This is a genomic window from Micromonospora sp. CNZ309 (assembly GCF_002846525.1).
Genome location: NZ_PJNG01000001.1, coordinates 5,592,666 through 5,618,754, shown reverse-complemented (window position 1 = coordinate 5,618,754; position 26,089 = coordinate 5,592,666). Strand labels below are relative to the sequence as shown.

The following is a 26,089-nucleotide window of genomic DNA, read 5'->3' as shown; positions in this document are numbered from 1 at the left end:
GTTGTGCCAGCTAGGTAGTGCCGCTATGTTCCTCGGGTGGATTCCGACCGGCGCGGGCAGTGGCTGCGCGGGGTGCTCGACCTCTGCGTCCTGGCCCTGCTGCGCGAGGGCGAGTCCTACGGCTACCAGCTCGCCCAGGCGCTGGAGGCCGCCGGCATCGGGCCGATCCAGGGCGGCACGCTCTATCCGGTGCTGCTGCGCCTGCAACGCACCGGCCTCGTCACCGCCGACTGGCGGGAGGGCGCGTCCGGTCCGGCCCGCAAGTACTACCGGCTCACCGACAGCGGGCGGGCGACCCTGCGCCAGGGCGGCAGTGCCTGGCTCGCGTTCGTCGCCCCGGTGACCGGCCTCGTCACGAAGGGGGTCGACGGATGAACGCCGACGGGTGGCTGCGGGCGTTCGCGGCCGAGTTGGACCGGCGCCGGGTCCGGGCGGACGCCGCCCGGCACGTGGTCGCCGAGGCCGCCGCGCACCTGCGCGACGGCGGGGGCGACCCGTGGGCCGTCTTCGGCCGGCCGCAGGACTACGCCGCCGCGATCGTCGAGACCATCGGCACCTCGCCCGCCGCGCGCCCCGGACCGGTCCGGCTGCACGCGCGGGGCATCACCAAGCGGTACGGGCGACGCACCATCCTGCGCGACGCGTCCCTGACCGTCCGGGCCGGTCAGATCGCCGCCGTGATCGGGGCGAACGGCTGCGGCAAGAGCACCTTCCTGCGCGTCTGCGCCGGGCTGGTCTCCCCCGACGCCGGGGACGTGACCGTCTCCGGCCGGGTCGGCTACTGCCCCCAGCAGGGCGGCACCGCCGACTTCCTGCTGCCCGACGAGCACTTCGTGCTGATCGGCGCCGGCCGGGGCGTGGCCCGGGGACCGGCCCGCCGCGCCGGTCGGGCGGCGGCCCGCCACCTCGGCTGGGAGGCCGACGGCGACGTCCTCGCCCGCAACCTCTCCGGCGGCACCCGGCAGAAGCTGAACCTGACCATGTCCACCCTCAGCGAGCCGGACGTGCTGCTGCTCGACGAGCCCTACCAGGGCTTCGACCAGGGCACGTACGTCAACTTCTGGGACCAGCTCGCCCGGCTGCGCGACGAGGGACGGGCGATCGTCGTGGTGACCCACCTGCTCAACCAACTCGACCGGGTCGACCTGGTGCTCGACCTGACCCCGGCCACCCAGGGAGGGCGTGCGTGAACCGCCTCGTCACCGTCGCCGAGATGACCCTGCGGGAGCTGCTGCGCCGTCGGGGCGTGCTCCTGCTGCTGCTGTTGATGCCGCTGGCGTTCTGGCTGATCCGGCGGGACTCGCACGTCGGGCAGTCCGTACGCTCGCTGCTGCTCGGCATCAGCTGGGCCGTCAGCACCGCCGCCCTCTTCGCCACCGGCGCGGCCCGCGAGCTGGAGCCCCGGCTGCGGCTGGCCGGCTACCGCCCGCACGACCTCTACCTCGGCCGGATGCTCGGCCTGTGGGCGACCGGGCTCATCCTGTCCGTGCCGTTCTTCGTGCTCACCGTGGTCGACGCGCCCGAGCTGCGGCACGGCGGGGTGGCGGTGGCGATGCTCTGCTGCGTGGGCGTGGCCGCGCCGTTCGGGATGCTGATCGGCGCACTGCTCCCCCGCGAGCTGGAGGGGACGCTGCTGCTGCTCACCGTGGTGGCGGTGCAGATGCTGATCGACCCGGCCGGCACCGGCGCGAAGCTGACCCCGTTCTGGTCCAGCCGGGAGATCGCCACCTGGGCCGTGGACCACACCGACTCCGGCTACCTGACGCGGGGGTCGCTGCACGGGCTGGCCGTCACCGCGTTGCTGATCGGCACCGTGGCGGCCGTGTCCAGCGTCCGGCTGCGCCGCCGCCGGCACCTTCGACACCTGCCGATCGGCTGACCGTCCGCCCGGTGCGGTCACCGGCGATTGCGGTTGCGGCGACCGCCGGGCCGGGATGGGATGGGCGGATGACCGTCCGCCGGGTGAACGCCGAAGAAAGACTGTCCACCAGCTTCGCGCTCGGCGCGTACGCCTTCGAGGCGTCGCCGCGCAGCGCGGCGCGGGCGGAGGAGTTCCGCGGCTACCTGCCCTACAACGAGGGCAACCGGACGCTGGTCGTCGAGGAGGGCGGCGTCACGCTGGCCGCCGCCTCGGCGATCCCGATGCGGCAGAACGTACGCGGCGAGGTGCTGCCGATGGCCGGCGTCGCCGGGGTCGCCACCCATCCGCTGGCCCGCCGGCGCGGGCACGTACGCACCCTGCTGCACCGCCTCCTCGACGAGATGCGCGACGAGGGGCACCAGCTCAGCGCGCTCTACCCGTTCCGGCCGTCGTTCTACGCCCGGTTCGGCTACGTGGGGCTGCCGAAGCCGCGTACGGTCACGTTCTCGCCGGCCGACCTGGGCGAACTGCTCGGTGCCGACCTGCCCGGCGAGGTCGGCTGGCAGCGCATCGGCGAGGGCTACCAGGACTGGCGCCGGTTCACCGAGCGGTGCCTGAACGAGCGGCACGGCTTCGCGATCTTCCCCAGCTACCGGGACGTGGGGTTGCGCGACCGCGACGAGCACTGGCTGTTGACGGCCCGCACGGGCGGCACGGTCACCGGTGCCGTGATCTACCGCATCGACGACCACGGCGGCACGCTCGCCGCCGGTGACCTGCTCGCCGCCGACCCGGTCTCCCGGGCGCTGCTGTTGCAGTTCTTCGGCCGGCACGTCGACCAGGTGGAGCGGGTCACGGTGCAGGTGCCCGTCGACGAGGCGCCGGAGCTGTGGCTTACCGACCTGGCGGTGCACGTCGAGGCGCAGGTGGCCCGGCCGGGTTCCTCCGCGCCGATGGCCCGGCTGCTGTCGGTCGACGCGCTGGCCGGGCTGCCCGTCGGCCCGGGCCGGGTGCGGGTGGAGCTGACCGGCGACCGGTGGCTGGCCGGGTCGTACCTGCTGGACGGCACCACCGGCACGCTGGAGCTGGTGACCGGCGCCGCCGCCACGGCCGGCTCGCCGCCGACCAGCACGCTGACCGCCGCCGGCATCTCCGCCCTGGCGTACGGGGTGCTGGACCCGGTCGAGGTGGGTCTGCGCGGGCTGGGCGACGTGTCGCCGGAGGCGGCCGCCGAGCTGCGCCGCCTCTTCCCCCGCCAGCACCCGTACGTCTTCGCCGACTTCTGACCCGCTCCCCCACAGGTCAGTAGGGGTTGCCGTGGCCGGCGGGGCGACCCCGCAGCAGGGCGGTGGGGCGGCCCGGGAGGTCGCCGGCCGCCGACATCGGCGGGCCTGCGGCGTGCGCGCCGTCGGCCATGCCGGCGAAGAGTTCCTTCAGCGCGCTGAGCGCGTCGTGGCGCGGGTACCAGCCCAGCTCCGTCTCGGCGCGCTCGCTCGACATCAGCGGCACGTGCAGCGCCAGCTCCACCCAGCCGGCGTCGATCGGTTGCAGCCGCGCCCGCCAGGTCAGCGCGGCGGCGGCGCGCAGCACCGGGGCGGCGACGGGCACCGTCCAGCCGTGGAAGTGCCGGGCCACCAGCTCCGGGGTCAGCACCGGGTCCGCGGCGACGTTGAACGCGCCGCGCGCGTCACCCAGGACCGCCCGGGCGTACGCGTCGGCGACGTCGTCGGTGTGCACCGCCTGCATCCGCAGCCGCCGGTTCGTCGGCACCAGCGGGATCCGGCCGAAGCGCAGCAGCCGGACGGGCGCGAACGGGCCGAGGAAGTAGCGGGTGATCTCGGTGGCCGCCGCCCGCTGGAAGTTCAGGCCGGGCCGCAGCCGCACCACCCGCAGCTCCGGGTGCTCCCGCTCCGCCCGGTCGAGCAGCGCCTCCACCTCGGCCTTGTCCCGGCTGTACGACGAGCCGGGCACCCCGGTCGCCGGCCAGCGCTCGGAGACCGGGTGGTCCTTCGGGCCGGACGCGTAGACGCCGACGGACGACGCGTACACCAGAGCCGGTACGCCGGCACGGACGACGGCGTCGATCACGGCCGCGCTGCCGCCCACGTTGGTGCGGTGCAGTACGCGCTGGTCATGGCTGGGCTGGATCTGCCAGGCCAGGTGCACCACCGCGTCGGCCCCGGCGAAGACCTCGGCGAGCTGGTCGGCGGCGCCGGGCAGGCCGACGTCGCAGGAGTGCCACTCCACCTGGTCGTACGGCTCCCCGCACTCCGGCCTGGGCAGCCGGCGGGCCACCCCGGCGAGATCCACTCCGCGTTCCCGCCGCAGCCGGCGCAACAGGGCGGTGCCCGCGTTGCCGGTCGCCCCCACCACCACGATCCGCATGCCCGCCCCGTACCCGGTCAGCCCCGGCTCAATCGCCGATCACGGCCGCCGTCGGGAGCAGGGTGAGCGGCGCGCCCGGCGCGGCGTAGCTCAGCCCCGTCCGGTCAGCAGGGCGGCGACCAGGCAGGCGAACGCGGCCACCGAGGAGATCGTGCGGACGAGGTTCCCGCGCACCCAGGCCGCCTCGAACCAGGCCCGCACCTCGCCCAGGTCGGCGATCCGGTCCACCGGGCCGGCGGCCTCCAGCCGGTCGTTGAGCGGCACGTTGAGGCGGATGGTGACGCCGAAGGTGACCAGATAGCAGGCCAGCGCGGCGACGGTCCAGAGCAGGACCGGCCCGCCACGGGTGAAATGCGTGGCGACGGCTGCGGCGAGCAACGGCAGCGCGCCGAGGAAAGCGCTCAGGAACCAGCCGTTGAGAATCCTCCGGTTGATCGACTGCATGGTGCCGACCAGCGTCCGGTCGTCGGTGGCGGCCAGCCCCGGCATGACCGCGCAGGTGAACGCGAAGAACAGCCCCGCCACCAGCCCGGTGGTCAGTGTCGCCCCGGCCAGGGCTGCGATGCGGATCGTCTCGGTCATCGGTGGTCCTCCCCCGTCGTCGTCCCACCAGTCAACCGGACGCTGTCCTCCCGCCCGTGGCCGAGCCGCTCAACCGCTGCCGGTGCCCCGGGCCTGCCTCATCCCGTACGCCCGGAGACGCCCGCCCACGACGGGCGGGCGTCTCCGGCGGCGGTTGCCCGCGCTCGGCCGGCCCTCACCCGACGGCACCCGTGTCACGTCGGCCGTGGGTCTCCAGCCGCGAACTGATCGTCGTGAAACCCCCGCCGTCCCGGGCGGCGGCGGCGATGGCCGTGAGCACCTCCAGGACGTGGAGCCCCCGGGTCGCCGAGGCCAGCGCGGGCCGCCCCGCCAGGATGGCCCTGGCCATCTCGACCAGGCCCATCCCCATGAATCCGTCGGAGTCGCGTGGGCCGGGGAGCACTTCGACGAAGTCGGTGCTGCCCGCTGCCCTGAGCAGCACGGGGCCGCCCCACGAGTTGGCCTGCGCCGCGACGATCGTGCCCTCGGTGCCGTGGATCTCCAGGTGTGGCGTACGCGTCGCCACGACGTCGAAGCTGGTCACCAGCATGCCCATGGCTCCGCTGGCGAACTCCAGGACGCTGTTGACGTGGGTGGGTGTCCGCACGCCGAAGGTCGACCCCGCGCGGGGCCCGGCCAACACGACCCGCTCGGTACGCGCGGCCGCGCCCAGCGCCCCCACCCGGACGATGGAACCCATGAGTTCGGTCAGCACCGTGAGGTAGTACGGACCGATGTCGAACAGGGGTCCGGCGCCCTCCTGGTAGAGGAACTCCGGCTCGGGGTGGAACCGTTCCGGCCCGGCGTTCATCATGGCGGCGTTCACCGAGGTCGGGGTGCCGACCGCGCCGTCGGCGAGCAGCGCGGCGCAGGTCTGCGCCCCGACTCCCAGGAAGGTGTCCGGCGCGGTGCCGACCTGCAACGACCGTGCCCGGGCGGCCTCGACGATGCGGTAACCGTCGGCCATGGTGGTCGCCAGGGGCTTCTCCGTGTAGACGTGCTTGCCGTGCTCCAGGGCCCGCAGGGTCACCTCGGCGTGCGCCCTGGGTGGGGTCAGGTTGAGGACCAGGTCGATCTCCGGATGGGCCAACAGGTCGGCTACCGGGTGCACCTCCGGCACCGCGTGGGCAACGCCGAGCGCCCGCGCGCGCGCCGGGTCGGCGTCGGCGCAGGCGACGACGGTGACCGCCGGTTCCCCGGCGACGTTGGCCAGGTAGCGGGAACTGACGTTCCCGCACCCCACGACCCCCACCCGCACCGACGCTCCGCTACCGACCATGTCACGAGAGCCTGATCTCGTGGCCGGCCCGCGCCGACTCGTAGATCCCGTCGAGCATGCGCATGATCTCCGTGCCGTGGGAGACGGGGGCCACCTGCTCGGCCTCGCCCAGGCACAGCGAGACGAAGTGCGCGATCTCGTTGGCGAACCCCTCGGCGAAGTCGAAGCTGAGGTGGTCGATCTGGGGTCCCACGTTGAGGACGGTGTCGTGCATCTCGGTGGCGATCCGCAGCTGGGGTTCGAGTTCCGCGCCCCCGCGCTCGCCGAACACCGCCACTTCGAGGCGGTCCTCGAGGGCGTGCAGGGAGTAGCTGGTCTCCAGCGTCAGGGACGCCCCGTTGTCGAACCGGATGAGGGCGACGGCGAAGTCCTCGACGTCGCTCTGCGTCGGGTCGTAGTCCGCGACCTTGTACCGCGACAGCGACGTGACGTTCGCCCGGTTGCCCAGCCGGGCGTGGGTGACGGCGCTGACCGTGACGGCCTTCGGGGTGCCCATGAAGTACCAGCAGAGGTCCAGCACGTGCACGCCGATGTCGATGAGCGGTCCCCCGCCGGAGCGCTTGTGGTCCGCGAACCAGCCACCGGGGTTGCCGAGCCGTCGGATGTTCGTCGCGCGGGCGTGGTAGACGTCGCCCAGCAGCCCGCTGTCGACGAACGACTTGAGGACCTTGGCGTTCGCGCCGAAGCGCCGGACGAAGCCGATCTCCAGGTGCCTGCCGCTGCGCTCGACGGCCTCGACGAGCGCCTCGGCCTCGCCGGCCGTACGGCTCAACGGCTTCTCCACCAGCACGTGCTTGCCGGCGTCGAGCGCCGCCGTGGCGATCTCCGCGTGGCTGTCGTTCCACGTGCAGATGCTCACCGCGTCGATCTCGGGGTCGGCGAGCAGGCTGTCGAGCGTCGGGTGCACGCGGGTCACGCCGAAGGTCTCGGCCTTCTGGGCGCTCCGCTCGTGGTTGACGTCGAACACCCCGACGAGGTGGACGTCCGGGTTGGCGGCGTACGCGCCCAGGTGCATCTCCGCGATGCTCCCGACGCCGATCACGCCCACGCCGAGCCGGCTCACTTCGCCGCCTCCGCCTCGGCGAAGAGCCGCTTCGCGTTGGCCAGACCGATCGGGTTGGCCGACAGGCACTCCTCGATGCCCTCGAACTCGATGGACACGAAGCCGTCGTAGCCGGCGTCGACGATGCCCCGCACGATCCTGCGCATGTCGAGGTCGCCGTAGCCGACGATGGAGCCGAGCAGGTAGGTGCCGCCCGGGGTGTGGTGCCAGCCGTCGCCGGGGTACTGCGAACGGACGTAGAAGTCCTTCAGGTGCACGATGCTGGCGTACGGGGCGTTCTCGGCGACCGACACCACCGGGTTGTCGTCGACCGACATGAAGTTGCCGACGTCGAGGGTCGTCTTGAAGTTCGGCTCGTCGACGAGGTGGATGAGCCGGCGTACGCGCTCACCGCCGTTCATCAGCAGCCCGTGGTTCTCCACGCTGGTGGTGATGCCGTACGGGGCGGCGTACCGCGCGATCTCCTTGCACGCCTCCACCATGCGGGGCAGCAGCGCCTCGAACTCGGCGACGTCCTTCGCCCGGTGGGCCCACCTGGCGACGTCGTGGCGGAAGAGCTTGATGTCCAGGGCGGCGGCCACCTCGATGTGCCGCTTGACCCGCGCCATGTTCTTCTCCGCGTCCGCGCCGAGGAGGTCGGCCGGGACGACGAGGTTGGACAGGGTGACGCCCTGGTCGGCCGCGCGGGTCTTGATCTCCTGGACGAACCCGGGGTCCTGGTCGAGGGTGGAGGTGTCGTTGGAGATCTCCGGGGAGAGCGACACCGTCGCGATCTCCATGTGGGTGGCGTCGCTGGCGCCGATCCAGTCGATGACCTCGAGGAGGCTCATCCGGCCGGTGCGCAGGTGCTGGTAGAAGGAGTAGGAGCTGAAGCCGAACTGCACGGGTACTTCCTTCGGTCGGGGTTGGCGGGGTCAGGAGGAGAGCGCGGCGTACTGGCGGCGTCGTTCCGCCTGGCGTGCCGGGTCAGGGATGGGCGACGCCATGAGCAGCCGGTTCGTGTACGCATGGCGTGGTCGTGACGTGACGGTGTCACCGTCACCGGTCTCCACGATGCGGCCCTTGAGCATGACCGCGACCCGGTGGCAGATGTAGCGCACCACCGACAGGTCGTGGGAGATGAAGAGGTACGCGACGCCGGTCTGCTCCTGGATGTCGATGAGCAGGTCGAGGATGCGTGCCTGGGTGGAGAGGTCGAGGGCACTCACCGGTTCGTCGCAGACGATGAGTCGGGGCTTCAGCGCGAGGGCGCGGGCGATGGCGATGCGCTGCCGTTGCCCGCCGGAGAACTCGCGCGGGTACCGTCGCCCGGCGTCGGCTTCCAGGCCGATCTGGCCCAGCAGCTGACCGATCCGCGCGGAGGCTTCGGCCCCGGGCACCCCCTGCGCCCGGAGCGGCTCGGCGAGGATGCTCTCCACGGACATCGCCGGGTTGAGCGACGAGTACGGATCCTGGAAGACGACCTGGATGTCCCGGCTCAGGGCCCGGCGGGCGCGCCGGTTCGCGTGGGTGATGTCGGCGCCGTCGAACGTGACCGTGCCGGCGCTGATCGGGGCGAGCCCCAGGAGCGCCCGGCCCAGGGTCGTCTTTCCCGAGCCGGACTCGCCGACCAGGCCGACCGTCTCGCCCGCCCGGATCTGCATCGAGACGTCGTGCAGCGCGTGGTAGGACGGACTGCGCCACCGGGACCCGCGATAGACGACGTTGACGTCGTGGACGTCGAGCAGTGGGGCATCGGAATCGTCGCGGGTGCTCACGACTGCGCCTCCTGAAGGTCGTCGCGCGACCGCCGGGGAGGGGCGTCCTCCAGGGTCGCGTCCAAGAGCATGCGGGTGTACTCGTGCTGCGGGTTGGCGAAGAGTTCGGCGACCGGTTGCTGCTCGACGACGAGGCCGTCCCGCATCACCGCGACCCGGTCGCAGATGTCGGCGACGACGCCCAGGTTGTGGGTGACCAGGATGAGGCCCATGTTGCGCTCCCGTTGCAGGTCACGGAGGAGTTCGAGGACCTCCGCCTGGACCGTGACGTCGAGGGCGGTGGTCGGCTCGTCCGCGATGAGCAGCTCGGGATCGCAGGAGACGGCGCCCGCGATGAGCACCCGCTGTGCCATTCCTCCGCTGAGCTGGTGGGGGTAGGCGGCGAGCGTGCGGGCGGGGTCGGGAATGCCGACGCGTTCGAGCAGGTGCAGGGCCCGCTCGGTCGCGGCCTTCCTGGACAGGTCGAGCTTGCGCCGCATCGGCTTCGTCAGCTGGGCACCGATGGTGAACGACGGGTCCAGGTTGGACATCGGCTCCTGCGGCACGTAGGCCATCTTCGGCCCGCGCAGCTTCTGCAACTCGCCCTCGCGCAGCCCGATCAGGGACCGCCCGTCGAGGGAGAGGTGCCGGGCGGACACGGAGGCATCGGGTGGCAGGAGTCCGAGGATCGCGAAGGACGTCTGGGACTTCCCGGAGCCGGACTCCCCGACCAGGCCGAGCACCTCTCCTCGCGCGACGTGCAGCGACACGCCCCGCACCACGTCCCTGGTGGCGCCGTCCTCGGCCACGTACCGCACCGACAGGTCCTCGACGCGGAGCAGGGTGTCCGCGGGGAGGGCGGTAGCGGGCGTACGGTCGGCTTCGCCCTGGGTGACCGTCGTGTCGTCCCGGCGGGCGGACGGCGCCGCCCGCTTGGCCTTGGGTCTGCGACTGACCCCCAGCGAATCCGCCAGGGCCGTGCCGAAGAGCACGAGTGCCATGACCGTGAGGCCGATGGCGACGCCGGGTGCGATGACCAGCTCGGGCGCGCGTTGGAAGTTCTGGAAGGCGTTGCTGAGTTCGCCGCCCCAACTGGGGCGCTGCGGGTCGCCGAAGCCGAGGAACTCCAGGCCGGACTGGACGATGATCGCCATGCCGAAGATGAACGAGGACCGTACGAGGACCGGCCCCAGCACCACGGAGAGCACGTGGCGGAAGATGATGCGCAGGTCGGACAGCCCCGCGACGCGGGCGGCGTCGAGGTAGAGCTCCTCGCGCACCGCGATCACGGCGCTCCGGGTCAGCCGGAAGATGTCCGGCGACGCCAGCACGCCGAGGGTGATCATCGTCGGGGCGAGGCCGCTGCCGAGGGAGGCGATGACCACGATGATGATGAGGATCTCCGGCAGCGACATCAGCATGTTGAAGATCCAGCTCGACACCCCGTCGAACCGCTTCGCGTGGTAGCCGGCGAGCAGACCTGCGGGAATGCCGCACAGGAGAGCGACGGCGACCATGATCGCGCCCGCCTGGAGGCTCACCCGGCCGCCCCACAGGAGGCGGCTGAGGATGTCCCGCCCGTTTCCGTCCGTGCCGAGCGGGTGGTCGCCGCTCGGCGGTCGGAGCGCCTCCGAGAGCACGACCAGGTTCGGGTCCTGCGGGGCGAGCAGCGGCGCGAGGATGCTCGCCGCGACGATGGCCAGCAGGACACCGCCCGCCACCACGCCTATGGGGTTACGCAGGAAGGAGCGGAATCTCCTGGCTGTCAGGCCCGCACGGGCCGTCACGTCGGCGCTCATGCGTTCCGTACCTTCGGGTTCAGTGCGGCGTAGAGGATGTCGACCGCGAGATTGACGAGTACGACGACGAGCACGGTGAAGAGCAGGACGCCCATGATCACGGGGATGTCACTGTTGCCCGAGGCGTTGATGGCGACGGCGCCGATGCCCTGGAGGCCGAACACCCGCTCGATGATGGCGGCGCCGCTCATCGCCGCGATGAACTGCAGGGAGAGCATCGTCAGCGCCGGCGGAGCCGCGTTGCGCAGGACGTGGGTGAGCAGGATGTCGCGCTGCGAGAGACCCCGGCTGCGCAGCGTACGGACGTAGTCCTGGCCGTTGACGGTGATCACGGAGTTCCGCAGCTGCTGGGCGATGGCGGCGATCGAACCGATCGACAGCGCGACGATCGGCAGGGTGATGGACCAGAGCCACCCGCCGGGTGAGTCGCCCAGGTGAACGTAGCCAGTGGCGGGGAACCAGCCCAGTTGCACGGCGAAGACCAGGGCCAGGATGATCGCGACCCAGAAGTTCGGAAGGCTGAAGCCGAGCACCATGAACACCTGGAGTACGCGGTCGAACGTGCCGGGTCGGGTCGCCGCGAGCAGCCCGAGCACGACTCCGAGGACCGCGGCCACCAGGACGGCACCCAACGCGAGGGAGACGGTGACCGGCAGCCGCGTCACGATGAGTTCGCTCACCTCGGCGTTCTGCGCGGACGAAACCCCCAGGTCACCGCGTACGACCCCGCTCAGCCAGCTCAGGTACTGCTCGACGAGCGGCCGGTCGAGGCCGAGTTGCTCCCGCTTGACCGCGACCTGTTCCTCGGTGGCGTAGAGGCCGAGCGCGCCCCGGGCCGGATCGGAGCCGGTGAGCATGAGGAAGAAGAACATCCCCGTCACGACCGAGAACGCCAGCAGCAGGCCCGTGGCCAACCGCCGACCGATGAAGCCCAGCATGCCTGCTACCTCCTAGATGAGCTGTAGTGATCCACCGGATGGGCCGGCCCGTCGTCCGACCCATCCGGGGTTGATCGGCGGTTACTTCGCCGGGGCGAAGAAGCGGAGGCTCGGCATGAGCTGCGCCTGCTGCATGGTCACGTCGATGTCCGACTTGAACAGGTAGACGTTCTCCTGCGTGACGATCGGCGCGAACCAGGCCTGCTCGACGAGGTGGGTGTTCAGCTCCTTGTAGAGGGCGGCCTGCTTGTCACCCTGCGCGGCCGGGATCTCCTTGAGCAGCCGGGTGACGGTCTCGTCGGTGTACTTGAAGTTGTTCCACAGCGACGTCGGGGTGAGCTTGTTCAGCACGTCCGTCCACGCCGGGATGTTCGTCGAGAACGAGAGCATGAACGCCGGCTGGCCCTTCAGGGTCTCCAGGCCACCGTTGGCGAAGCCGTTGACCGGCACCTGCTCGACCGTGATGCCCACGTCGCCCAGGTACTGGGTGACGATCGGCACCAGCGGGGACATGAAGCCCTCACTGTACGAAATCTTGATCTTGAAGCCGCTGCCGTAGCCCGCCGCGGCCAGCAACTCGCGCGCCTTCGCCGGGTCGTACGGGTAGCGCGCGTTCAGCTCCGGCACCCACGCCTCGCTGGCCGGGTTGAAGGTCTGCGTGGAGACCTGGCCGAAGCCGCCGTAGTGGGTGTCGAGGATGGCCTTGCGGTCGAGCGCGTGGTTGATCGCCTGCCGCACCCGCACGTCGCCGAGTGCCGCCGACGCCTTGCCGGCGCGGTCCTGGAGGATGATGCCCTGCCACTCGCCGGGCACCGTCTTGACGGTGAGCCCGTCGGTCTTGGCCTTCGGCACCATGTCGGGGGTGCCGTACATGAACTGGATCTGGCCGGTGGCGAGCGCGTTGTACCGGGCGGTGAACTCCTCGTACGGGCGGATCACGACGCTCTCGAAGGGGAACGCCTCGCGGTTCCAGTAGCCGTCGCGCGCCTTGAACGTGTACTTGACGCCCTTCTCGGAGGCGCCCGCGTCGTACGTGTAGGGCCCGGAGCCCACGGGGTTCGAGGCGATGGTGCCCGCGCTGAGCGCCGTGGGGCTCACCATGTACCCCGTGTACGTCGCCAGGGCGGCCAGCAGGCCGGGGCTGGGCTCGCTGAGGTGCAGGCGCGCCGTGGCCTTGTCCACGACCTCGACGCGCTCGATCGCCCGGGCCCCCTCGGAGGCGCTGCCCGCCCCCTTCTTGCGCGCCTCGATGTTGACCTTCACCGCGTCGGCGTCGAAGGCGGCGCCGTCACTGAAGGTGACGCCGTCGCGCAGCTTCAGGGTGAGCTCGGTGAGGTCGGCGTTGTACTCGTACGAGGTGGCCAGGTTGCCCTCGATCTTCGACTCGGGCGTCTTGCGGAGCAGCGGGTCGTAGACGGCCTCCGCGTAGTGGATGACCGCGCCTTCCTTCATCTCGGCGGGGTCCCAGGTCAGCAGGTCGCCGTTGTTGCCCAGGACGAGCTGGGACGAGCCTGCCTCATTCGCCTGCCCGCCACCGCTACAACCGGCGAGGGCGAGAGCGACTACGGCAAACGCTGCCGTCAGCGTGCGTGTCAGTTGCACCGTGTTCCCTTCTATTGCTGCAAAGCCAGCGCCGGTCGGCGTCGCTATGAGTGACGGGGATCGGATCAGCGATCAGGCGATCCCGAGTTGTTGGCTCATGACCATGGCGGTCGCGCCGCGCAGGACGATGTCGTCGCCGAGCTCCGAGAGCCGCAGGACGATGTCGCCGTGGACCTCTGTCAGGGCGCGCTGCCGGATGGTTTCCATCGCCGCGGCGGCCAGCGGTCCTTCCAGCACCCGGTGCGGCCCGCTGAGGACGATTTCCGAGACGTTGATGGCGGCCACGATCGGGGCCAGCACGGAGCCGAGGGCTTCGCCCGCGGCGGCGAGGACCCGGGTGTGCTCCGCGTCGGTACGGGCTTTCGAGAGGTCTTCCTGGATGCGCCGGGTCGACAACCAGGTCTCGAGGCAGCCGAACTTTCCACAGACACAGGCCCGCTCGCTGCCGGTGTCCACGACCACGTGGCCGATCTCGCCGGCCGCGAACCTGCTGCCCAGGACGGGCGTCCCGCCGAGCAGCAGACCCGCCCCCACGCCGACACCGACCCGCACGAGGAGGGTGTCCGCCGCGCTCTCGCCGTAACTGCGCTCGGCGAGCGCGGTGGCGTTGGCGTCGTTCGACACCACCACGGGGCAGGCGAAGTGCCCGGTCAGCACCGAGCGGAGGTCGAGGTCCTTCCACCCCAGATTGGGTGCGCTGAGGACGACGCCCCCGAGGTCCACGATGCCCGGGGTGCCGATGCCGATGCCGAGCAGCGGCGCCGTCACCTGCTCGCGCAACGCCCCGACGAGACCGACGACCTTCGCCAACGCATCGGCGCCGGTGCTGCCCTCGATCTCGACCTGCTGACGAGCCACCACCGATCCGCCGAGGTCGAACACGGCCCCCCGGTAGAGCGTCGAGTGGCTCAGGTCCACGGCGACCGCCTGGTAGGCGTGCTCGTTGAACTTCAGCATCATGGCCGGCTTCCCGGGCCGCGTCCCCGCCCGCGTACCCACCTCGACCACGAGGTCGTCCGCGAGGAGGTCGCTCACGACGTCCGAGACCGAGACCCTCGTCAGCCCGGTGCGCCGCGCCAGATCCGCCCGGCTGTGCGGCCCCTCCCGGTAGAGCATCCGCAGCAGCAACTCGCGGTTGTGCACGCGGGCCTGCTCCGGGAGCACCTTCTCGCCGGAGCGGACCCGGGCCGGAACCCGGTCTCGCCGCACGGTCCCCACCGCGCGGCCCTGCGGCTCCGGCGGCGTGGTCCCCGTCTCATCAATGCACGTCACACGGTTAGTACAGGCGGCTAACAAACTGCGGACAAGAACGCGGCTCGCGTTGTTCCCAAGTTGTTACATTCCCATGGCCCGGTTTTTGCGGCAGCTTCGACCAGCCAACACCCCTGGTAGAGCCGCTGGCAACGGCGCTGGGCGAGCCCAGCAGCGCGCCGTAGAGCCGGCACGACGACGAGGAGGGACACCACGGGCGTCGACTCTCCGATAGGGTCCGACCGGAGGATCGCCAGCCTTCTTCGGCATCGATCGCCGGACCATGTCCGGCCCCGGCCTGCCAAGATCCAAAGGCCCTCAGGGGCCGCGGCCGGGAGGGCAGTTGACCTTCCGGCACCGTCCGCGCCGCCTGGCCCGATTCTTCCCGTACGCCCGGAAGCGCCGCCCTGGACGGCGGCGAGGGCCGCTCCTCCCCTGAGCTGCCGGTTCCTCCTACGGCACGAAAGCCGAGAGTCGCAACCGGCCGCCTTCCGGTAACCTGAGCGCGCGGGCCGCTAGCTCAATGGCAGAGCTGTGGACTTTTAATCCATAGGTTCAGGGTTCGAGTCCCTGGCGGCCCACCACAAACCGCCCCTGAGCTGCGAGAACGCCGAACGAAGATCATCGGGCACAACCAGGGCACAACTCAACTCCGATCTTGGTCCGCGCGAGGTTCCCGCCGGGTGCTGTCTGCGTCCCGCAGGAGGCCACCGACCAGGCCGCGCGGCCGGTCCTCCTTCGGCATCCAGTGAACGTAGGTCTCCAACGTGATCCGCAGGTTGGCATGCGGCAGCGCCTTCTGTACCTCCTGAGGCTCCACGCCGTTGCTCATCAGCGTCGTGACAGGCCGAAGTAAAGGCTCACCGACGATTTCGGGGTGCCCTCATCGAGTAACCGGCCAAGCCAGGTCAGCACGTTAGTCAGGTTGATCGAACGACTGGCCTTCTCACCGAAGACGGGCAGGACGTGCTTTCGCAGGTTCTGCGGAATACGCCGACGCGTTTCCATGGCCCAGCCGGACTCACGTGACCCCCTCCATCGCTGCGCGTATTCAGCGAAGGTGAGCCGATCCGTCGCACGCGTAGCCCTTACTTCCGCCGCAACACCCGAGCGGCATTCGAGGTCGAAGGCTTCTACGTCGGTCTTGCGCTCGAACAGCTTCTCTCGGGACTCACCAGCGGCCAGATTGAGGCACTTGGAGCTATTGCGGACGGCACCGAAGCGAACTGGACCATAGTCGAGCTACACGCCCGGCCGGCCGTACTCGCAAAGCGCATCCAGTCGCGGGGCACCGGGGACGAAGACCGTCGCTTCGCGGCTGTCGAGCAGACACTTCGCCCCCCGGTAGCAGACTTGCGAATCGACACCGAGGCTTTATCAGTCGGAGAAGCGGCTATTGCCGTCAAACGATTGGTCATTCGCTCATAACGCAACGCCCGCCACGCGTCAGCATGACTACTCTACTGGCAGTCGCCTACCACCTCCGGAAATTGCAGACGTCCGAAATTGCCGCCTGCATGAGTTCCCAAGCTCGCCTGGGATTAACATATCCACTAGCTGCGCCCGTGTAGCGACTCGTGTCACGAATCAGAAGCACGGCGCCCACCCACCCTACAAGAATCGAGACTATGGCTACAGGAAGGATCGTGAAAATGATTGGGACGACAATTTCTTTGGCATTCGTAAAGCGCCCCAATAGCATCAAAACAAGCATGATAGGCATACTCGTGAGGCCGATCCGAAGCCCGAGGGTGGCCGCGCGCCACCGCCCACTCTGCCGGATCTCCATAATCTCACCTCTAATGCGGACGGACACAAGGGAGTCGGGGCAATCCAGAGACTTCCCGGCACATCGGCCTTGGTATTGCAGTTCACGTACCTTACGGTGAAGCGTTGCCGAGTCCCACCTGATGCTTGACGCTTTCGTCCCAGGGCATGCTTTACGGGTGGCCTTGACCGTCGGAAGCGATCGGAAGCAGCCTGGCCGCTACGTCCTCGTAGTCGCCAAACCCACTGGTGGTCTGCAACACGCCGAGAGTCCGGTAATAAGCGCACAGCGGCTCGACCTGATCCTGGTAGTCCTCCTGATAGAACGAGTACATCCGCAGCAACTCCTGGCGTCGCTCGGCTTGCTGAGGGTCCAGCTCTATCTGGCGTTCCACCCGGCGACGGACCGTGAGGTCGAGCTCGTCCTTGGTCAAGACGAGCCCGATCACCGTGTCAGGCCCATAGCCGCTCTGCGCTAACAACTCCGCCTGACCGATCCTACGCGGGTAGTTGCACAGCAGCCAGCCGCTATCCACGACGGCTAGAGCGTCAGCGATGGCCTTCGTGATCAGCTCATCCGGGACAAGGTGCCCGCCATGCATATAGCAGTTCATCTGTTCGCCTAGCGGCGTCCGCAGTTGCACGTGCTCACGGCAGACATTGCCCGGGCTGATGACCTGGAGGCCGGTCGCTTCTGCCAGAACCGCCGCAGCGGAGGACAGGTCCACTAGGGGCCCGGCGATGAGGGCAACGTTCGGCATGCGTCCTCCCATGTGCGAGTGGCCAGCGAAGGGCAAAGCTAGTACTCCAGCCGGGGATTGTGATCACGGCTCGGTGAGGTCTTGTCGGGTGTAGTGGCTGGTCATGGCTTGGGCTTGGTGGCGTCGTCGGCGGATGGACCAGAGCAGTGGGTCCGCTCGGCGGCGGGTGGGTTCGATGATCAGGACGTGGAACAGGTGGCGTAGTTCGTTGACGGTCAGTCGGATCAGCCCGGCCGGTTGATGGTGGTGGTTGGCGGTCGCGGCGGCGAGGAATGCGTGGGCGAGGATCACCAGGGTGGTCCAGCGGTGCCATGACGTCCAGCGGCGGTGTTGGTGCTGGTCGAGGCCGAGTCCGGTCTTCGCGGCCTGGAACGATTCTTCGATTTTCCAGCGGCGGCCGGCGACCGTGACCAGGCGGTGGAGTGGGACGGGTTGCGGTGACCAGCAGCGGTAGAAGGCCAGTTCACCGGTGCGGCGGTTGCGGCGGGTCAGGAGCCAGTGGTGTCCGCCGTGTGCGTCGGTGGCGTGCGGTAGGGCGGTGTAGGACCAGTCGTACCAGCGGTGGCCTTTCGCGCCTCGGCCGGCGGAGATGCGCTGCCAGGCGGTGGTGGGAAGACCGGTGGCCAGGGCGTCGACGCGGTGGACGCCGAGGCTGGTGGTGACCTGGTGGGAGCGGGCCACGGCCAGGACGTAGCCCAGGCGCAGCTGACGTAGCCGGGCGGCCAGGCGTGGATCGTTGCCGTAGGCCTCGTCGCCGGCCACCCACCCGCACGGCAGCCCGGCGGTGACCGCGGTGGTGATCATCCGGGACGCCAGCTGCGGTTTCGTGGCGAACCGCACCTGCTCGGGGACACCGGCCCGTGTCCGGCGTTCGGGGTCGTCGCACCAGGATTTCGGCAGGTAGAGGGCCGCGTCGAGCATCGCGTGAGCGGTGTCGGTGGCGTAGACGAGGTGCACGGCGAGCTGGCAGTTCTCGATCTTCCCGGCCGTGCCTGAGTACTGCCGCTGGACACCGACGGTGTGCCGGCCCTTCTTCAGGTCCCCCGTCTCGTCGATGACCAGCACCGCCTCGGTATCACCGAGGTGCTGGGCGACGAACTCGCGGACATCGACACGAACGGCGGCGTCGTCCCAGCGCACCCGGGTCAACAGGTCCTGCATCCCGTCCGGGCCGCTGTCACCGGCGTGCTCGGCGATCGTCCAGCAGTTCTTCGACGGTAACGGCGCCAGCAGGCCCCGGACGAAGTCACGCACCCGACGGCGAGGCTCGGGCCTGCGGAAACGTCCCCCGACCGTCAGCATCAGGCCGTCGAACAACACCCGCCACCGCTGAGCGTCTACCCTGTATCCCGCAGCCACCGCCGCGTCATGGTCAGTCCACACAACCGCCCATGATCGACGGTGGCTGCACCCGTTCACACACCACACCAAGCCCCAGCTCAGCCAAGGTCAACATCCCCGGCTGGAGTACTAGCAGAATGCGTAATGCATCAGGTGGGACGCAGGTGTAAAGCATAGCCGGGACACGACACTTACGGTGAAGCGTATGCCGGGCTCCACTTGATGCGTTACGGATCGCTGTCACTTGATCCGTGACACGTCCGGCTAGACGATCTTGGTTGTTCTTCGACCAGGCCAGAGTCCCTCGTCTACTGGAATCCGTGGGGCCGGACGAGCACGGACCGAACGGTCTGGGGCGTCGCCGGGAGGTATTGCCTGACGAGCGATACCTGTGAGGCATTCTTATGACTGACAGGTATCACCCATCTCGGACGCGGCGACGCGAGGTGGCCACCCAGGATGCTGCGGGATGGCCACGTCAGGGTGGCGTGCGGCGGCCGTCAGGCCGATTATCTGGGGGTCAGCCTTGACGCCAGCGGGGCATGCCTCTGGCCGCTGGCCCAAGCCGTGCGGCTACACGGCTATCGGTTGGGAGAGGCGCAGGACGGAGAGAAACCAGAATGTCCCCGGCAAAGATCCGCAAGGGATGGCTGATTGCTGCCATCCCGATCGCCCTGTATTTGACGGCTCTTTTCGTCCCCTTCATTGCGCCCTTTGCGCGATATCCGATCTATTTCTTGAAATGCGGCGGACGCCCTGTAGTGGCGACGGAATTTGCAGCGGCTTACACGTACCGTGCACCTGGCAGCGACGACTATGGCGTGGACTTTCTGGTGACAGACTTCTTCTGCACGGAGGCCGAGGCCCGGTCTGCAGGATTCAGTCGGAGCGATCTGCCAGCCCGGTGACTACCGCCGTGCCCGTGCTGGATGCTGGAGGCCAAGGCGTCGGAAGGCCGCCGAGGACTGCTGCGGACCGAGTTATGAGCGCTCCCGGCGATCTGCGCAGCCCGAGGCATCAGCGTTCAGGTCGGTGATTGCGCTGGGTCGTTGCGCCCGACCGCCGAGGAACACCGTTGCACAGCCTGCGGGCCGGCCGGTTAGGCTGCTGCCATGAGCAGCTCGCCCGCGTACCCGATGACGTCCCCCGACGTCCAGGTCGGCGCGCTGCGACGCCGGCGGTCCCGCGACCGCCTGCGCTGAGTCTTCTTCTCCTGCGACCGGCGGATCGAGCCGCCGGTCATCGTCGGTCGTCCTCGGTCCGCCCGCATCCCCATCCGGTGATCCGCGCGGCGGATCCGAGCGAGATCGGCGTACCCCATGGACCTTGAGAAACTGCTGGCCGACCGGCTGGCGCCGGCGTTCGCGACGGTGGCCGGCGGGCCGGTGGATCCGGTCGTGCGGCGCTCCCAGCGCGCGGACTTCCAGTCCGACGCGGCGCTGGCGCTGGCCCGGCGGCTCGGCCGGCCGCCGCGCGCGATCGCCGCCCAGGTGCTGGACCTCGCGGAGCTGGCCGATCTGTGCGGCGCGGCGGAGGTCTCCGGGCCGGGCTTCCTCAACCTGACCGTCGCCGACGAAGCCCTCGCCGGGCTGGTCTCCGCGCTGGCCACCGACCCGCGGCTCGGGGTGCCGCTGGTCACCGAGCCGGAGACGGTGGTGGTCGACTACTCGGCGCCGAACGTGGCGAAGGAGATGCACGTCGGGCACCTGCGGTCGACGGTGATCGGCGACGCGGCGGCCCGGCTGCTGGAGTGGCTGGGGCACCGGGTGCTGCGGGCCAACCACCTGGGTGACTGGGGCACGCCGTTCGGCATGCTGATCGAGCACCTGGTCGACCTGGGCGGGGCCGGGGCGGCGCGCGAGCTGTCCATGGGTGACCTGGACTCGTTCTACAAGGCGGCCCGGGTCGCGTTCGACGCGGATGAGGCGTTCCGTGAGCGGTCCCGGCGGCGGGTGGTGGCCCTGCAGAGCGGCGATCCGGCGACGCTGCGGCTGTGGCGGTTGCTGGTGGAGCAGTCCGAACGGTACTTCATGACCGTCTACGACCTGCTCGACGTGACCCTCACCGAGCGGGACTTCCACGGTGAGAGCAGCTACAACGACCTGCTCGGACCAGTGGCCGAGGAGCTGGACCGCCTAGGGCTGCTGCGGGAGAGCGAGGGGGCGGCCTGCGTGTTTCCGCCCGGCCCGGTGGGCCGGGACGGCGAGCCGCTGCCGCTGATCGTCCGCAAGTCCGACGGCGGGTACGGCTATCCGGCAACCGACCTGGCGGCGATGCGGCACCGCACCGGCACGCTGGCCGCGACCCGCTTGCTCTACGTGGTCGGCCTGCCGCAGCGGCGGCACTTCGAGATGGTGTACGCCGCCGCCGCGCAGGCCGGCTGGCTGGCCCCGCCGGCCCGGGCCGAGCACGTCGGGTTCGGCTCGATCCTCGGATCGGACGGGCGGATGCTGCGCAGCAGGGCCGGCGGCTCGGTGAAGCTGGTCGGGCTGCTGGAGGAGGCGATCGTCCGGGCTACGGCGCTGGCCCGGGAGCGGAACCCGGACCTGGGCGAGGCGGAGGCGGCCGACGTGGGCCGGGCGGTCGGCATCGGCGCGATCAAGTACGCCGACCTGTCCAGCGACCGGCACAAGGACTACGTGCTCGACTGGGAGCGGATGCTGTCGCTGGACGGCAACACCGCGCCCTATCTCCAGTACGCGTACTCGCGGATCCGGTCGATCTTCCGGCGGGCCGGGGTGGCGGCCCGGCGGGAGGCGGCGATCTCGCTTGCCGATCCGGCCGAACGGGCGCTCGCCTTCGAGCTGGTCGGCTTCGGGACGGTGGTCGGCGAGGTGGCGGACAGCCTGGAGTTCCACCACCTGACCGGCTACCTGTACCGGTTGGCTGTCGCGTTCAACGCGTTCTACGAGCGCTGCCCGGTGCTGCGCGCGGACGAGCCGGTCCGGGAGAGCCGGCTGGCGCTCTGCGACCTCACCGCCCGGTTGCTCCAGCAGGGGCTGTACCTGCTCGGCATCAGGACTCCCGAGCGCATGTGATCGGGAATGGGGTGCGGTAAGGCACGATAGGCAGGTGGACGGCAGCAACCCTCGGCGGATCGTCCTGGTGGACGACCTGCGTTCCTTCGTCGATGACCGGCGTGCCGAGGTGGCGCGCAGCAGCGCCGCCGGAGTCGTACTCCTCGAACGCCATCGCGAGGAGCGGCTGGACGAGCTGTGGCTCGATCACGATCTCGGTGAGACCGACACGATCTGGCCGGTGGTGGAGGTGCTGGAGCGGGCAGCCTTCGAGGGACGTCCCTTCGACATCGGCGTCGTCCATGTCCACTCGGCCAACCCGGCAGGTGCGGGCAAGATCGCCCAGGCCCTGCAACGGTGGGGATACCGCGTCCGGATCGCCTCCGGGTCCACAACAGTCGGCTACCTGACCAGGTAACCGGAGTCTCGGTGCGGCCAACACGATGAGATCAGGCGTTCGGTGGGTACCTTCGCCAGGCGGAGCCGGCAAGATCAGGAATCGGACCAGAGCACCCGATAACCCGGAGGCGTCATCGTGACCCCAGACGAGGCTGAGCAGCAGGCGAGAATCAGATTCCTCCTCGCCGGTACGGCGTTCTTTCGCGCCGGGCAGGTGGCTGCGTGGGTTGGGGTGGCCTACGCCCTCGTAGCGTTGGTTCAGCGGGTCAGCGGCTGACAGCCCGGACACCTCGACGGCGCGGACGACCGTGCCGCGCGGTGGTTCCACGATCACGAGTCTTCCGTCCGGAGCAGCGCCGCAGTTCTGGTGAACCTGCGGGCAAGGTGTGCGAAGGCCTCGGTCAGTTCGGCGGGGCCGACGACTTCGATGTCGGCGTCGTACCGGGCGATGGTGGCCGCGAGGCTGGGCCAGCACACCGTTCCTCGACGCGCTACCGGCCGGTCCGGACACGCCGGCCGGTGAGCGGGGGGTGGCCCTGTCCGGCGGTCAACGGGCCCGGGTCGCCGTCGCCCGGGCCCTGATCACCGGCGCACGGGTGCTCGTCCTCGACGAGGCCGCCGCCAACCTGGACGCCGCGACCGAGGCGGACCTGGCCGCCGCCCTGGAGTCCACCGGAGACGACCGGGCCACCCTGGTGATCGCCCACCGCCTCGCCACCATCATGCGCGCCGACCGGGTCATCGTCCTCGACGGCGGGCGGATCGTCGCCGACGACGCCCCTGAGCAGCTTCGCAGCCGGGGAGCACTCGCCGCTGCGGTCCGGGGCGGGGGAGGCTGATCCGCGTAGCGCCGACGGTGCCAGTCAGCGGGTCTTCTTCGCCGCCCGCTTGCGGGGTGGCGTCAGCAGGTCCGCGATCGCGGCGATCGCGGACGGCACCAGGCGGTAGTACGCCCAGACGCCACGCTTCTCACGCTCGAGCAGACCGGCCTCGGTGAGGATCCGAAGGTGGTGACTCACGGTGGGCTGGGAGAGACCGAGCGGCGCGGTGAGGTCGGTCACGGACGCTTCGCCCTCCGGCGACGACTGGATCAGGCTGAGCAGCCGCAGCCGGGCCGGGTCGGCGAACGCCTTCAGCACTCCCGCGAGCCGCTCGGCATCGGCACGCTTGATCGGCTCGCCGGCAAGGGGCGACATGGCAGGCGTCGTAGTCTTCGCAGTTCCCACGTCTTGCATCGTTGCAGCAACACCACCCATAGGCCGGTCAAACGAGGGCTGGATCACGACAAGTTCCCCGGGAGGCGCACAACGAGGGTCGCGGCGCGGCGGCTCGTCCGGGTGCAGCAGGTACGGCCAGCCGGGGAGCGCTTGACGGTGTCGTCAGCAGCAGGTCATCAGGTACGACTGGAGCTCGGCCAGCGCCGCGACCGCGCCGTCGCGGTCGGCCCGGTAGTACACGGTCTTGCCTTCGCGGCGCGAGGTGACCACGCGCCCCCGGCGCAGCAGGGTCAACTGCTGCGACGCCGTGGCCTGACTGATGCCCGCAAGCTCGGCCACCTCCCCGACCGACAACTCGGCGCCCCGCGCGAACAGCATCATGATCCGCTGTCGCGTCGGGCTACCCAGAGCCTTCAGGAACTCCTGGGTGTCCGAACCCAACCCGGTCGGCCCGGCGCCTCGCGCCTCGGCTGCGGGTGTCGAGTGGTCCATGGCTCCACCCTCCCGCACCATCATCATATTGTCATTCAACGAAAAGACAATATGATGTCGGGATGAGCACCCCCTCGGAACCTGTGATCATCGTGGGCGGCGGCCAGTCCGGCCTCGCCGCCGCCCGTACCGCCCTGGCCGCCCGCCTGCGCCCGGTCGTGCTCGAAGCGGGGGAGGAGCCGGTCGGCTCGTGGCCGGACTACTACGACAGCCTCACCCTGTTCTCCCCGGCGCGCTACAGCGCACTGCCCGGCAGGGCGTTCGACGAGGGGGATCCGGACCGCTACCCGACGCGCGGCGAGGTCGTCTCCTACCTGCGCCGCTACGCCCGCGACCTCGATGCCGACATCCGTACCGGCGTCGGCGTCACCGCCGTGCGGCGACGCCCGGGCGGCGGCTACCTGGTGCGCACGCGCGCTGGTGACGAGATCGCGGCGGCGGGCGTGGTCGCCGCCAGCGGTTCCTTCGGCAACCCCTACCTGCCGGAGCTGCCCGGCCGCGTCGGCTACACCGGCGAGGTGCGGCACGTCGCGCACTACCGGCGGCCCGAGCCGTATGCCGGCAAGCGGGTCGTCGTGGTCGGCGCCGGCAACTCCGCCGTCCAGGTCGCCCACGAACTGGCACCGCTCGCGAGGGTCACGCTGGCGACCCGGGCGCCGGTCCGGTTCGCGCCCCAGCGCATCCGCGGCCGGGACCTGCATCACTGGCTCCACGTCACGGGGGCGGACCGCCTTCCGCGCCCGGCGCTCACCCGCCTGGTCCGTCATGCCACCGTGCTCGACACCGGCGCCTACCGCGACGCCATCGCCTCCGGCCTACTCCCCCGGCGGGACATGTTCACCGCCTTCACCCCCGACGGCGTCCGCTGGCCCGACGGCGCAACCGAGCCGGTCGACGCGGTCATCTTCGCGACCGGCTACCGCCCGGACCTCGGCTATCTCGCCACGCTTGGAGCCCTGGCGCCCGACGGCACGCCCCGGCAGGTCAGCGGGGTCTCCACCACCCATCCCGGGCTGGTCTACCTGGGGTTGGAGTTTCAACGGTCGTTCTCGTCGAACACCCTGCGCGGCGTCGGTCGCGACGCCGCGTACGTCGTCGCCGCCATGGCCGAGGGCCTGCGCGGCGCGGGGCGCAGGCCGTGGCTCAGGCGTCGGCGGCCGGTTCGACGGTGAGCAGTGCGGCGAGTTGGCGCAGGATGGCGGGCCGGGCCCGGTAGTACACCCAGGTGCCCCGCCGCTCGGCATCGACAAGGCCCGCCTCGCGCAGCGTCCTGAGGTGATGCGAGATGGTCGGCCCGGTCAGGTCGAACGCGGGCGTCAGGTCACAGACACAGGCCTCCCCGCCCTCGGCCGAAGCGATCATCGACATCAACTGCAGTCGCACCGGGTCACCGAGCGCCTTGAACGCCGGCGCGAGGACGGCGGCAGTCCCGGCCGGCACCCGGCGCTGCACCAGCGGTGGGCAGCACGGCGTGTCCGCGGTGAGGTCGATGACGGGAAGCGACGCCGTCTGCTTTGACATTCCTCTAGGTTGACAGACGTCTAATCAGCGTGCAACTCTCTGCTTCGACAAACGTCGAGACAGGCGCCACGGAAGGGGATCCTCATGCTCGGCACGGCTCGGCGGTCGGCGGGAGTGCGGCTCTGCGACCCCTGCGCCGGCCGCCTCCGCACCCGCTACACTTCATCGTCTATCGGCGATAGACGATGAAGGAGGCGGATGGGTGTGGACGAGCTGCTCGAACGGGCGACCGCACAGCGATACGCGTCGTGGTTCCGGGCCCTCGCGGACCCGACCAGGGTGCAGATCGTCGAGTACCTCGCCCGCCACGCCAGGCCGATGAGCGTGGGAGAGATCGTCGCCGCCGTCGGCCTGGCCCAGTCCACCGTCTCCCAGCACCTGAAGATCCTCACCGAGGTGCGGTTCGTCCTCGTCGACCCGGTCGGCACGGCCCGGCACTACCGCATCAACGACGCCTGCGTCGGCTGCTTCCCCTCCGCCGCCGACGTCGTCATGGGCCGACCCGCTCCTCACCCGAACGGAGCCTGCTGATGACCGACATCACCGTCCGTCCCATGGCGGCCGGCGACGCCGAGCGGGTCCTCACCATCTATCAGGCGGGCCTCGACGACGGACAGGCCAGCTTCGAGACCGACGCACCCACCTGGGCGACGTTCGACGCCGCGAAGCTGCCCGCGCACCGCTTCGTGGCCGTCGACGGCGACGACCTCCTCGGCTGGATCGCCGTCTCGCCCACCTCGACGCGCGCCGTCTACGCCGGCGTGGTGGAGCACTCCGTGTACGTCGACCCCGCCGCCCAGGGCCGAGGCGCCGGGCGGCTGCTCCTCGATGCGGTGATCGCCTCCACCGAAGCCGCCGGCATCTGGACCATCCAGTCCGGCGTCTTCCCCGAGAACGCCGCCAGCCTCGCCCTGCACCGGCGGGCCGGCTTCCGGATCGTCGGCACCCGCGAACGCGTCGGGCGCCACCATGGCCGATGGCGCGACGTCGTCCTGCTCGAACGACGCAGCCCCGCCATCACCTGATCAGCCCCAGCCCGGGCAGAACGCCCGCCCGCCTCACTGATTCGACAGTCTTC

General features: G+C 70.3%; 27 protein-coding genes and 1 tRNA gene. 12 read left to right on the top strand and 16 right to left on the bottom strand.

The window, feature by feature from the left end; genetic code table 11:
- Window positions 1-36 precede the first annotated feature (36 nt).
- From CLT72_RS23970 to CLT72_RS23955, 4 genes are all read left to right on the top strand, one after another.
- Entirely contained in the window at window positions 37-375 is a 339-nt protein-coding gene (locus CLT72_RS23970) for a PadR family transcriptional regulator (protein ID WP_101413693.1), read from the top strand.
- Window positions 372-1,190 carry an ATP-binding cassette domain-containing protein gene (locus CLT72_RS23965; RefSeq protein WP_101413692.1) on the top strand — a complete coding sequence of 273 codons (819 nt, stop codon included), beginning with the start codon at window positions 372-374 and terminating at the stop codon, window positions 1,188-1,190. Before CLT72_RS23970 ends, CLT72_RS23965 begins: the two co-directional genes overlap by 4 nt.
- Entirely contained in the window at window positions 1,187-1,879 is a 693-nt protein-coding gene (locus CLT72_RS23960) for a hypothetical protein (protein ID WP_101413691.1), read from the top strand. The genes CLT72_RS23965 and CLT72_RS23960 overlap by 4 nt, the downstream gene beginning before the upstream one ends.
- A 68-nt stretch (window positions 1,880-1,947) precedes the next feature.
- A complete protein-coding gene (locus CLT72_RS23955; protein ID WP_101413690.1) occupies window positions 1,948-3,147 on the top strand; it encodes a GNAT family N-acetyltransferase in 1,200 nt (399 codons plus the stop codon).
- A gap of 16 nt (window positions 3,148-3,163) precedes the next feature.
- Here CLT72_RS23955 and CLT72_RS23950 read toward each other — a convergent pair whose 3' ends face one another.
- The 10 genes from CLT72_RS23950 to CLT72_RS23905 form a co-directional block, all read right to left on the bottom strand.
- Window positions 3,164-4,246, bottom strand: a complete 1,083-nt coding sequence (locus CLT72_RS23950; protein ID WP_101413689.1) for an NAD-dependent epimerase/dehydratase family protein — start codon at window positions 4,244-4,246, stop codon at window positions 3,164-3,166.
- Window positions 4,247-4,336: 90 nt separating this feature from the next.
- Window positions 4,337-4,828 carry an anthrone oxygenase family protein gene (locus tag CLT72_RS23945; RefSeq protein ID WP_101413688.1) on the bottom strand — a complete coding sequence of 164 codons (492 nt, stop codon included), beginning with the start codon at window positions 4,826-4,828 and terminating at the stop codon, window positions 4,337-4,339.
- A gap of 175 nt (window positions 4,829-5,003) precedes the next feature.
- Window positions 5,004-6,107 carry a Gfo/Idh/MocA family protein gene (locus CLT72_RS23940; protein WP_101413687.1) on the bottom strand — a complete coding sequence of 368 codons (1,104 nt, stop codon included), beginning with the start codon at window positions 6,105-6,107 and terminating at the stop codon, window positions 5,004-5,006.
- Window position 6,108: 1 nt separating this feature from the next.
- Window positions 6,109-7,170: a Gfo/Idh/MocA family protein gene (locus CLT72_RS23935; RefSeq protein WP_101413686.1), complete on the bottom strand. Its 1,062-nt coding sequence runs from the start codon at window positions 7,168-7,170 to the stop codon at window positions 6,109-6,111.
- Entirely contained in the window at window positions 7,167-8,054 is an 888-nt protein-coding gene (locus CLT72_RS23930) for a sugar phosphate isomerase/epimerase family protein (RefSeq protein ID WP_101413685.1), read from the bottom strand. Before CLT72_RS23930 ends, CLT72_RS23935 begins: the two co-directional genes overlap by 4 nt.
- Before the next feature lie 30 nt (window positions 8,055-8,084).
- Window positions 8,085-8,927, bottom strand: coding sequence for an ATP-binding cassette domain-containing protein (locus CLT72_RS23925; RefSeq protein ID WP_250101854.1), 843 nt, complete (start codon window positions 8,925-8,927; stop codon window positions 8,085-8,087).
- Window positions 8,924-10,705, bottom strand: a complete 1,782-nt coding sequence (locus tag CLT72_RS23920) for a dipeptide/oligopeptide/nickel ABC transporter permease/ATP-binding protein (protein WP_101413684.1) — start codon at window positions 10,703-10,705, stop codon at window positions 8,924-8,926. Before CLT72_RS23920 ends, CLT72_RS23925 begins: the two co-directional genes overlap by 4 nt.
- A complete protein-coding gene (locus tag CLT72_RS23915; protein ID WP_101413683.1) occupies window positions 10,702-11,643 on the bottom strand; it encodes an ABC transporter permease in 942 nt (313 codons plus the stop codon). Before CLT72_RS23915 ends, CLT72_RS23920 begins: the two co-directional genes overlap by 4 nt.
- 81 nt (window positions 11,644-11,724) lie before the next feature.
- Window positions 11,725-13,245, bottom strand: a complete 1,521-nt coding sequence (locus CLT72_RS23910; protein WP_144082317.1) for an ABC transporter substrate-binding protein — start codon at window positions 13,243-13,245, stop codon at window positions 11,725-11,727.
- Window positions 13,246-13,317: 72 nt separating this feature from the next.
- On the bottom strand, window positions 13,318-14,454 hold the full coding sequence (locus CLT72_RS23905) for an ROK family protein (protein WP_199184634.1): 1,137 nt from the start codon (window positions 14,452-14,454) through the stop codon (window positions 13,318-13,320).
- A 551-nt stretch (window positions 14,455-15,005) separates the two neighbouring features.
- Between CLT72_RS23905 and CLT72_RS23900 the strand changes: the two genes are divergently transcribed.
- A tRNA-Lys gene (locus CLT72_RS23900) sits at window positions 15,006-15,080 on the top strand.
- Between the two features lie 247 nt (window positions 15,081-15,327).
- Here CLT72_RS23900 and CLT72_RS33020 read toward each other — a convergent pair.
- The 3 genes from CLT72_RS33020 to CLT72_RS23885 all read right to left on the bottom strand — a co-directional run bounded on the left by CLT72_RS33020 (window position 15,328) and on the right by CLT72_RS23885 (window position 18,326).
- Window positions 15,328-15,504 (bottom strand): hypothetical protein, encoded by a 177-nt coding sequence (locus CLT72_RS33020; protein WP_486484315.1) that lies wholly within the window; start codon window positions 15,502-15,504, stop codon window positions 15,328-15,330.
- 932 nt (window positions 15,505-16,436) lie between these two features.
- A complete protein-coding gene (locus CLT72_RS23890; protein WP_158242067.1) occupies window positions 16,437-17,024 on the bottom strand; it encodes a nucleoside monophosphate kinase in 588 nt (195 codons plus the stop codon).
- Window positions 17,025-17,087: 63 nt separating this feature from the next.
- The gene (locus tag CLT72_RS23885; RefSeq protein WP_199184735.1) at window positions 17,088-18,326 is read right to left on the bottom strand and encodes an IS701 family transposase; all 1,239 of its coding nucleotides are present in this window, start codon (window positions 18,324-18,326) and stop codon (window positions 17,088-17,090) included.
- Between the two features lie 659 nt (window positions 18,327-18,985).
- On the opposite strand from CLT72_RS23885, the gene CLT72_RS31655 reads away from it, so the two are divergent.
- The 4 genes from CLT72_RS31655 (at window position 18,986) to CLT72_RS23860 (ending at window position 22,620) form a co-directional block, all read left to right on the top strand.
- Window positions 18,986-19,273: a hypothetical protein gene (locus tag CLT72_RS31655; RefSeq protein ID WP_144082316.1), complete on the top strand. Its 288-nt coding sequence runs from the start codon at window positions 18,986-18,988 to the stop codon at window positions 19,271-19,273.
- A 411-nt stretch (window positions 19,274-19,684) separates the two neighbouring features.
- Entirely contained in the window at window positions 19,685-21,403 is a 1,719-nt protein-coding gene (gene argS, locus CLT72_RS23875; RefSeq protein WP_101413678.1) for an arginine--tRNA ligase, read from the top strand.
- Window positions 21,404-21,437: 34 nt separating this feature from the next.
- Window positions 21,438-21,800, top strand: a complete 363-nt coding sequence (locus tag CLT72_RS23870) for a cyclic-phosphate processing receiver domain-containing protein (protein ID WP_199184633.1) — start codon at window positions 21,438-21,440, stop codon at window positions 21,798-21,800.
- 511 nt (window positions 21,801-22,311) lie between these two features.
- Complete coding sequence (locus CLT72_RS23860; protein WP_199184632.1) at window positions 22,312-22,620, top strand: ATP-binding cassette domain-containing protein; 309 nt, start codon at window positions 22,312-22,314, stop codon at window positions 22,618-22,620.
- 24 nt (window positions 22,621-22,644) lie between these two features.
- Here the strand turns inward: CLT72_RS23860 and CLT72_RS23855 are convergent, their stop codons facing one another.
- Together CLT72_RS23855 and CLT72_RS23850 are read right to left on the bottom strand one after the other, a co-directional pair.
- Window positions 22,645-23,016 (bottom strand): ArsR/SmtB family transcription factor, encoded by a 372-nt coding sequence (locus CLT72_RS23855; protein ID WP_101413676.1) that lies wholly within the window; start codon window positions 23,014-23,016, stop codon window positions 22,645-22,647.
- Window positions 23,017-23,160: 144 nt separating this feature from the next.
- Window positions 23,161-23,490, bottom strand: a complete 330-nt coding sequence (locus CLT72_RS23850) for an ArsR/SmtB family transcription factor (RefSeq protein WP_101415353.1) — start codon at window positions 23,488-23,490, stop codon at window positions 23,161-23,163.
- Between the two features lie 62 nt (window positions 23,491-23,552).
- Between CLT72_RS23850 and CLT72_RS23845 the strand changes: the two genes are divergently transcribed.
- Entirely contained in the window at window positions 23,553-24,662 is a 1,110-nt protein-coding gene (locus tag CLT72_RS23845) for a flavin-containing monooxygenase (RefSeq protein WP_101413675.1), read from the top strand.
- Here the strand turns inward: CLT72_RS23845 and CLT72_RS23840 are convergent.
- Entirely contained in the window at window positions 24,634-25,011 is a 378-nt protein-coding gene (locus CLT72_RS23840; protein WP_101413674.1) for a metalloregulator ArsR/SmtB family transcription factor, read from the bottom strand. The genes CLT72_RS23845 and CLT72_RS23840 overlap by 29 nt on opposite strands.
- Before the next feature lie 198 nt (window positions 25,012-25,209).
- On the opposite strand from CLT72_RS23840, the gene CLT72_RS23835 reads away from it, so the two are divergent.
- Together CLT72_RS23835 and CLT72_RS23830 are read left to right on the top strand one after the other, a co-directional pair.
- Window positions 25,210-25,542: an ArsR/SmtB family transcription factor gene (locus CLT72_RS23835; protein WP_101413673.1), complete on the top strand. Its 333-nt coding sequence runs from the start codon at window positions 25,210-25,212 to the stop codon at window positions 25,540-25,542.
- Entirely contained in the window at window positions 25,542-26,036 is a 495-nt protein-coding gene (locus CLT72_RS23830; protein ID WP_101413672.1) for a GNAT family N-acetyltransferase, read from the top strand. The genes CLT72_RS23835 and CLT72_RS23830 overlap by 1 nt, the downstream gene beginning before the upstream one ends.
- Window positions 26,037-26,089 lie beyond the last annotated feature (53 nt).

What these genes read in the sequence shown, in the direction of transcription:
- CLT72_RS23885 (WP_199184735.1), bottom strand. Translation starts at nt 18,326, where the DNA reads ATGCTGACGGTCGGGGGACGTTTCCGCAGGCCCGAGCCTCGCCGTCGG.
- CLT72_RS23915 (WP_101413683.1), bottom strand. Translation starts at nt 11,643, where the DNA reads ATGCTGGGCTTCATCGGTCGGCGGTTGGCCACGGGCCTGCTGCTGGCG.
- CLT72_RS23955 (WP_101413690.1), top strand. Translation starts at nt 1,948, where the DNA reads ATGACCGTCCGCCGGGTGAACGCCGAAGAAAGACTGTCCACCAGCTTC.
- CLT72_RS23945 (WP_101413688.1), bottom strand. Translation starts at nt 4,828, where the DNA reads ATGACCGAGACGATCCGCATCGCAGCCCTGGCCGGGGCGACACTGACC.
- CLT72_RS23890 (WP_158242067.1), bottom strand. Translation starts at nt 17,024, where the DNA reads ATGCCGAACGTTGCCCTCATCGCCGGGCCCCTAGTGGACCTGTCCTCC.
- argS (WP_101413678.1), top strand. Translation starts at nt 19,685, where the DNA reads ATGGACCTTGAGAAACTGCTGGCCGACCGGCTGGCGCCGGCGTTCGCG.
- CLT72_RS23835 (WP_101413673.1), top strand. Translation starts at nt 25,210, where the DNA reads ATGGGTGTGGACGAGCTGCTCGAACGGGCGACCGCACAGCGATACGCG.
- CLT72_RS23845 (WP_101413675.1), top strand. Translation starts at nt 23,553, where the DNA reads ATGAGCACCCCCTCGGAACCTGTGATCATCGTGGGCGGCGGCCAGTCC.
- CLT72_RS23850 (WP_101415353.1), bottom strand. Translation starts at nt 23,490, where the DNA reads ATGGACCACTCGACACCCGCAGCCGAGGCGCGAGGCGCCGGGCCGACC.
- CLT72_RS23840 (WP_101413674.1), bottom strand. Translation starts at nt 25,011, where the DNA reads ATGTCAAAGCAGACGGCGTCGCTTCCCGTCATCGACCTCACCGCGGAC.
- CLT72_RS23950 (WP_101413689.1), bottom strand. Translation starts at nt 4,246, where the DNA reads ATGCGGATCGTGGTGGTGGGGGCGACCGGCAACGCGGGCACCGCCCTG.
- CLT72_RS23965 (WP_101413692.1), top strand. Translation starts at nt 372, where the DNA reads ATGAACGCCGACGGGTGGCTGCGGGCGTTCGCGGCCGAGTTGGACCGG.
- CLT72_RS33020 (WP_486484315.1), bottom strand. Translation starts at nt 15,504, where the DNA reads ATGGAAACGCGTCGGCGTATTCCGCAGAACCTGCGAAAGCACGTCCTG.
- CLT72_RS31655 (WP_144082316.1), top strand. Translation starts at nt 18,986, where the DNA reads ATGTCCCCGGCAAAGATCCGCAAGGGATGGCTGATTGCTGCCATCCCG.
- CLT72_RS23920 (WP_101413684.1), bottom strand. Translation starts at nt 10,705, where the DNA reads ATGAGCGCCGACGTGACGGCCCGTGCGGGCCTGACAGCCAGGAGATTC.
- CLT72_RS23940 (WP_101413687.1), bottom strand. Translation starts at nt 6,107, where the DNA reads ATGGTCGGTAGCGGAGCGTCGGTGCGGGTGGGGGTCGTGGGGTGCGGG.
- CLT72_RS23830 (WP_101413672.1), top strand. Translation starts at nt 25,542, where the DNA reads ATGACCGACATCACCGTCCGTCCCATGGCGGCCGGCGACGCCGAGCGG.
- CLT72_RS23855 (WP_101413676.1), bottom strand. Translation starts at nt 23,016, where the DNA reads ATGCAAGACGTGGGAACTGCGAAGACTACGACGCCTGCCATGTCGCCC.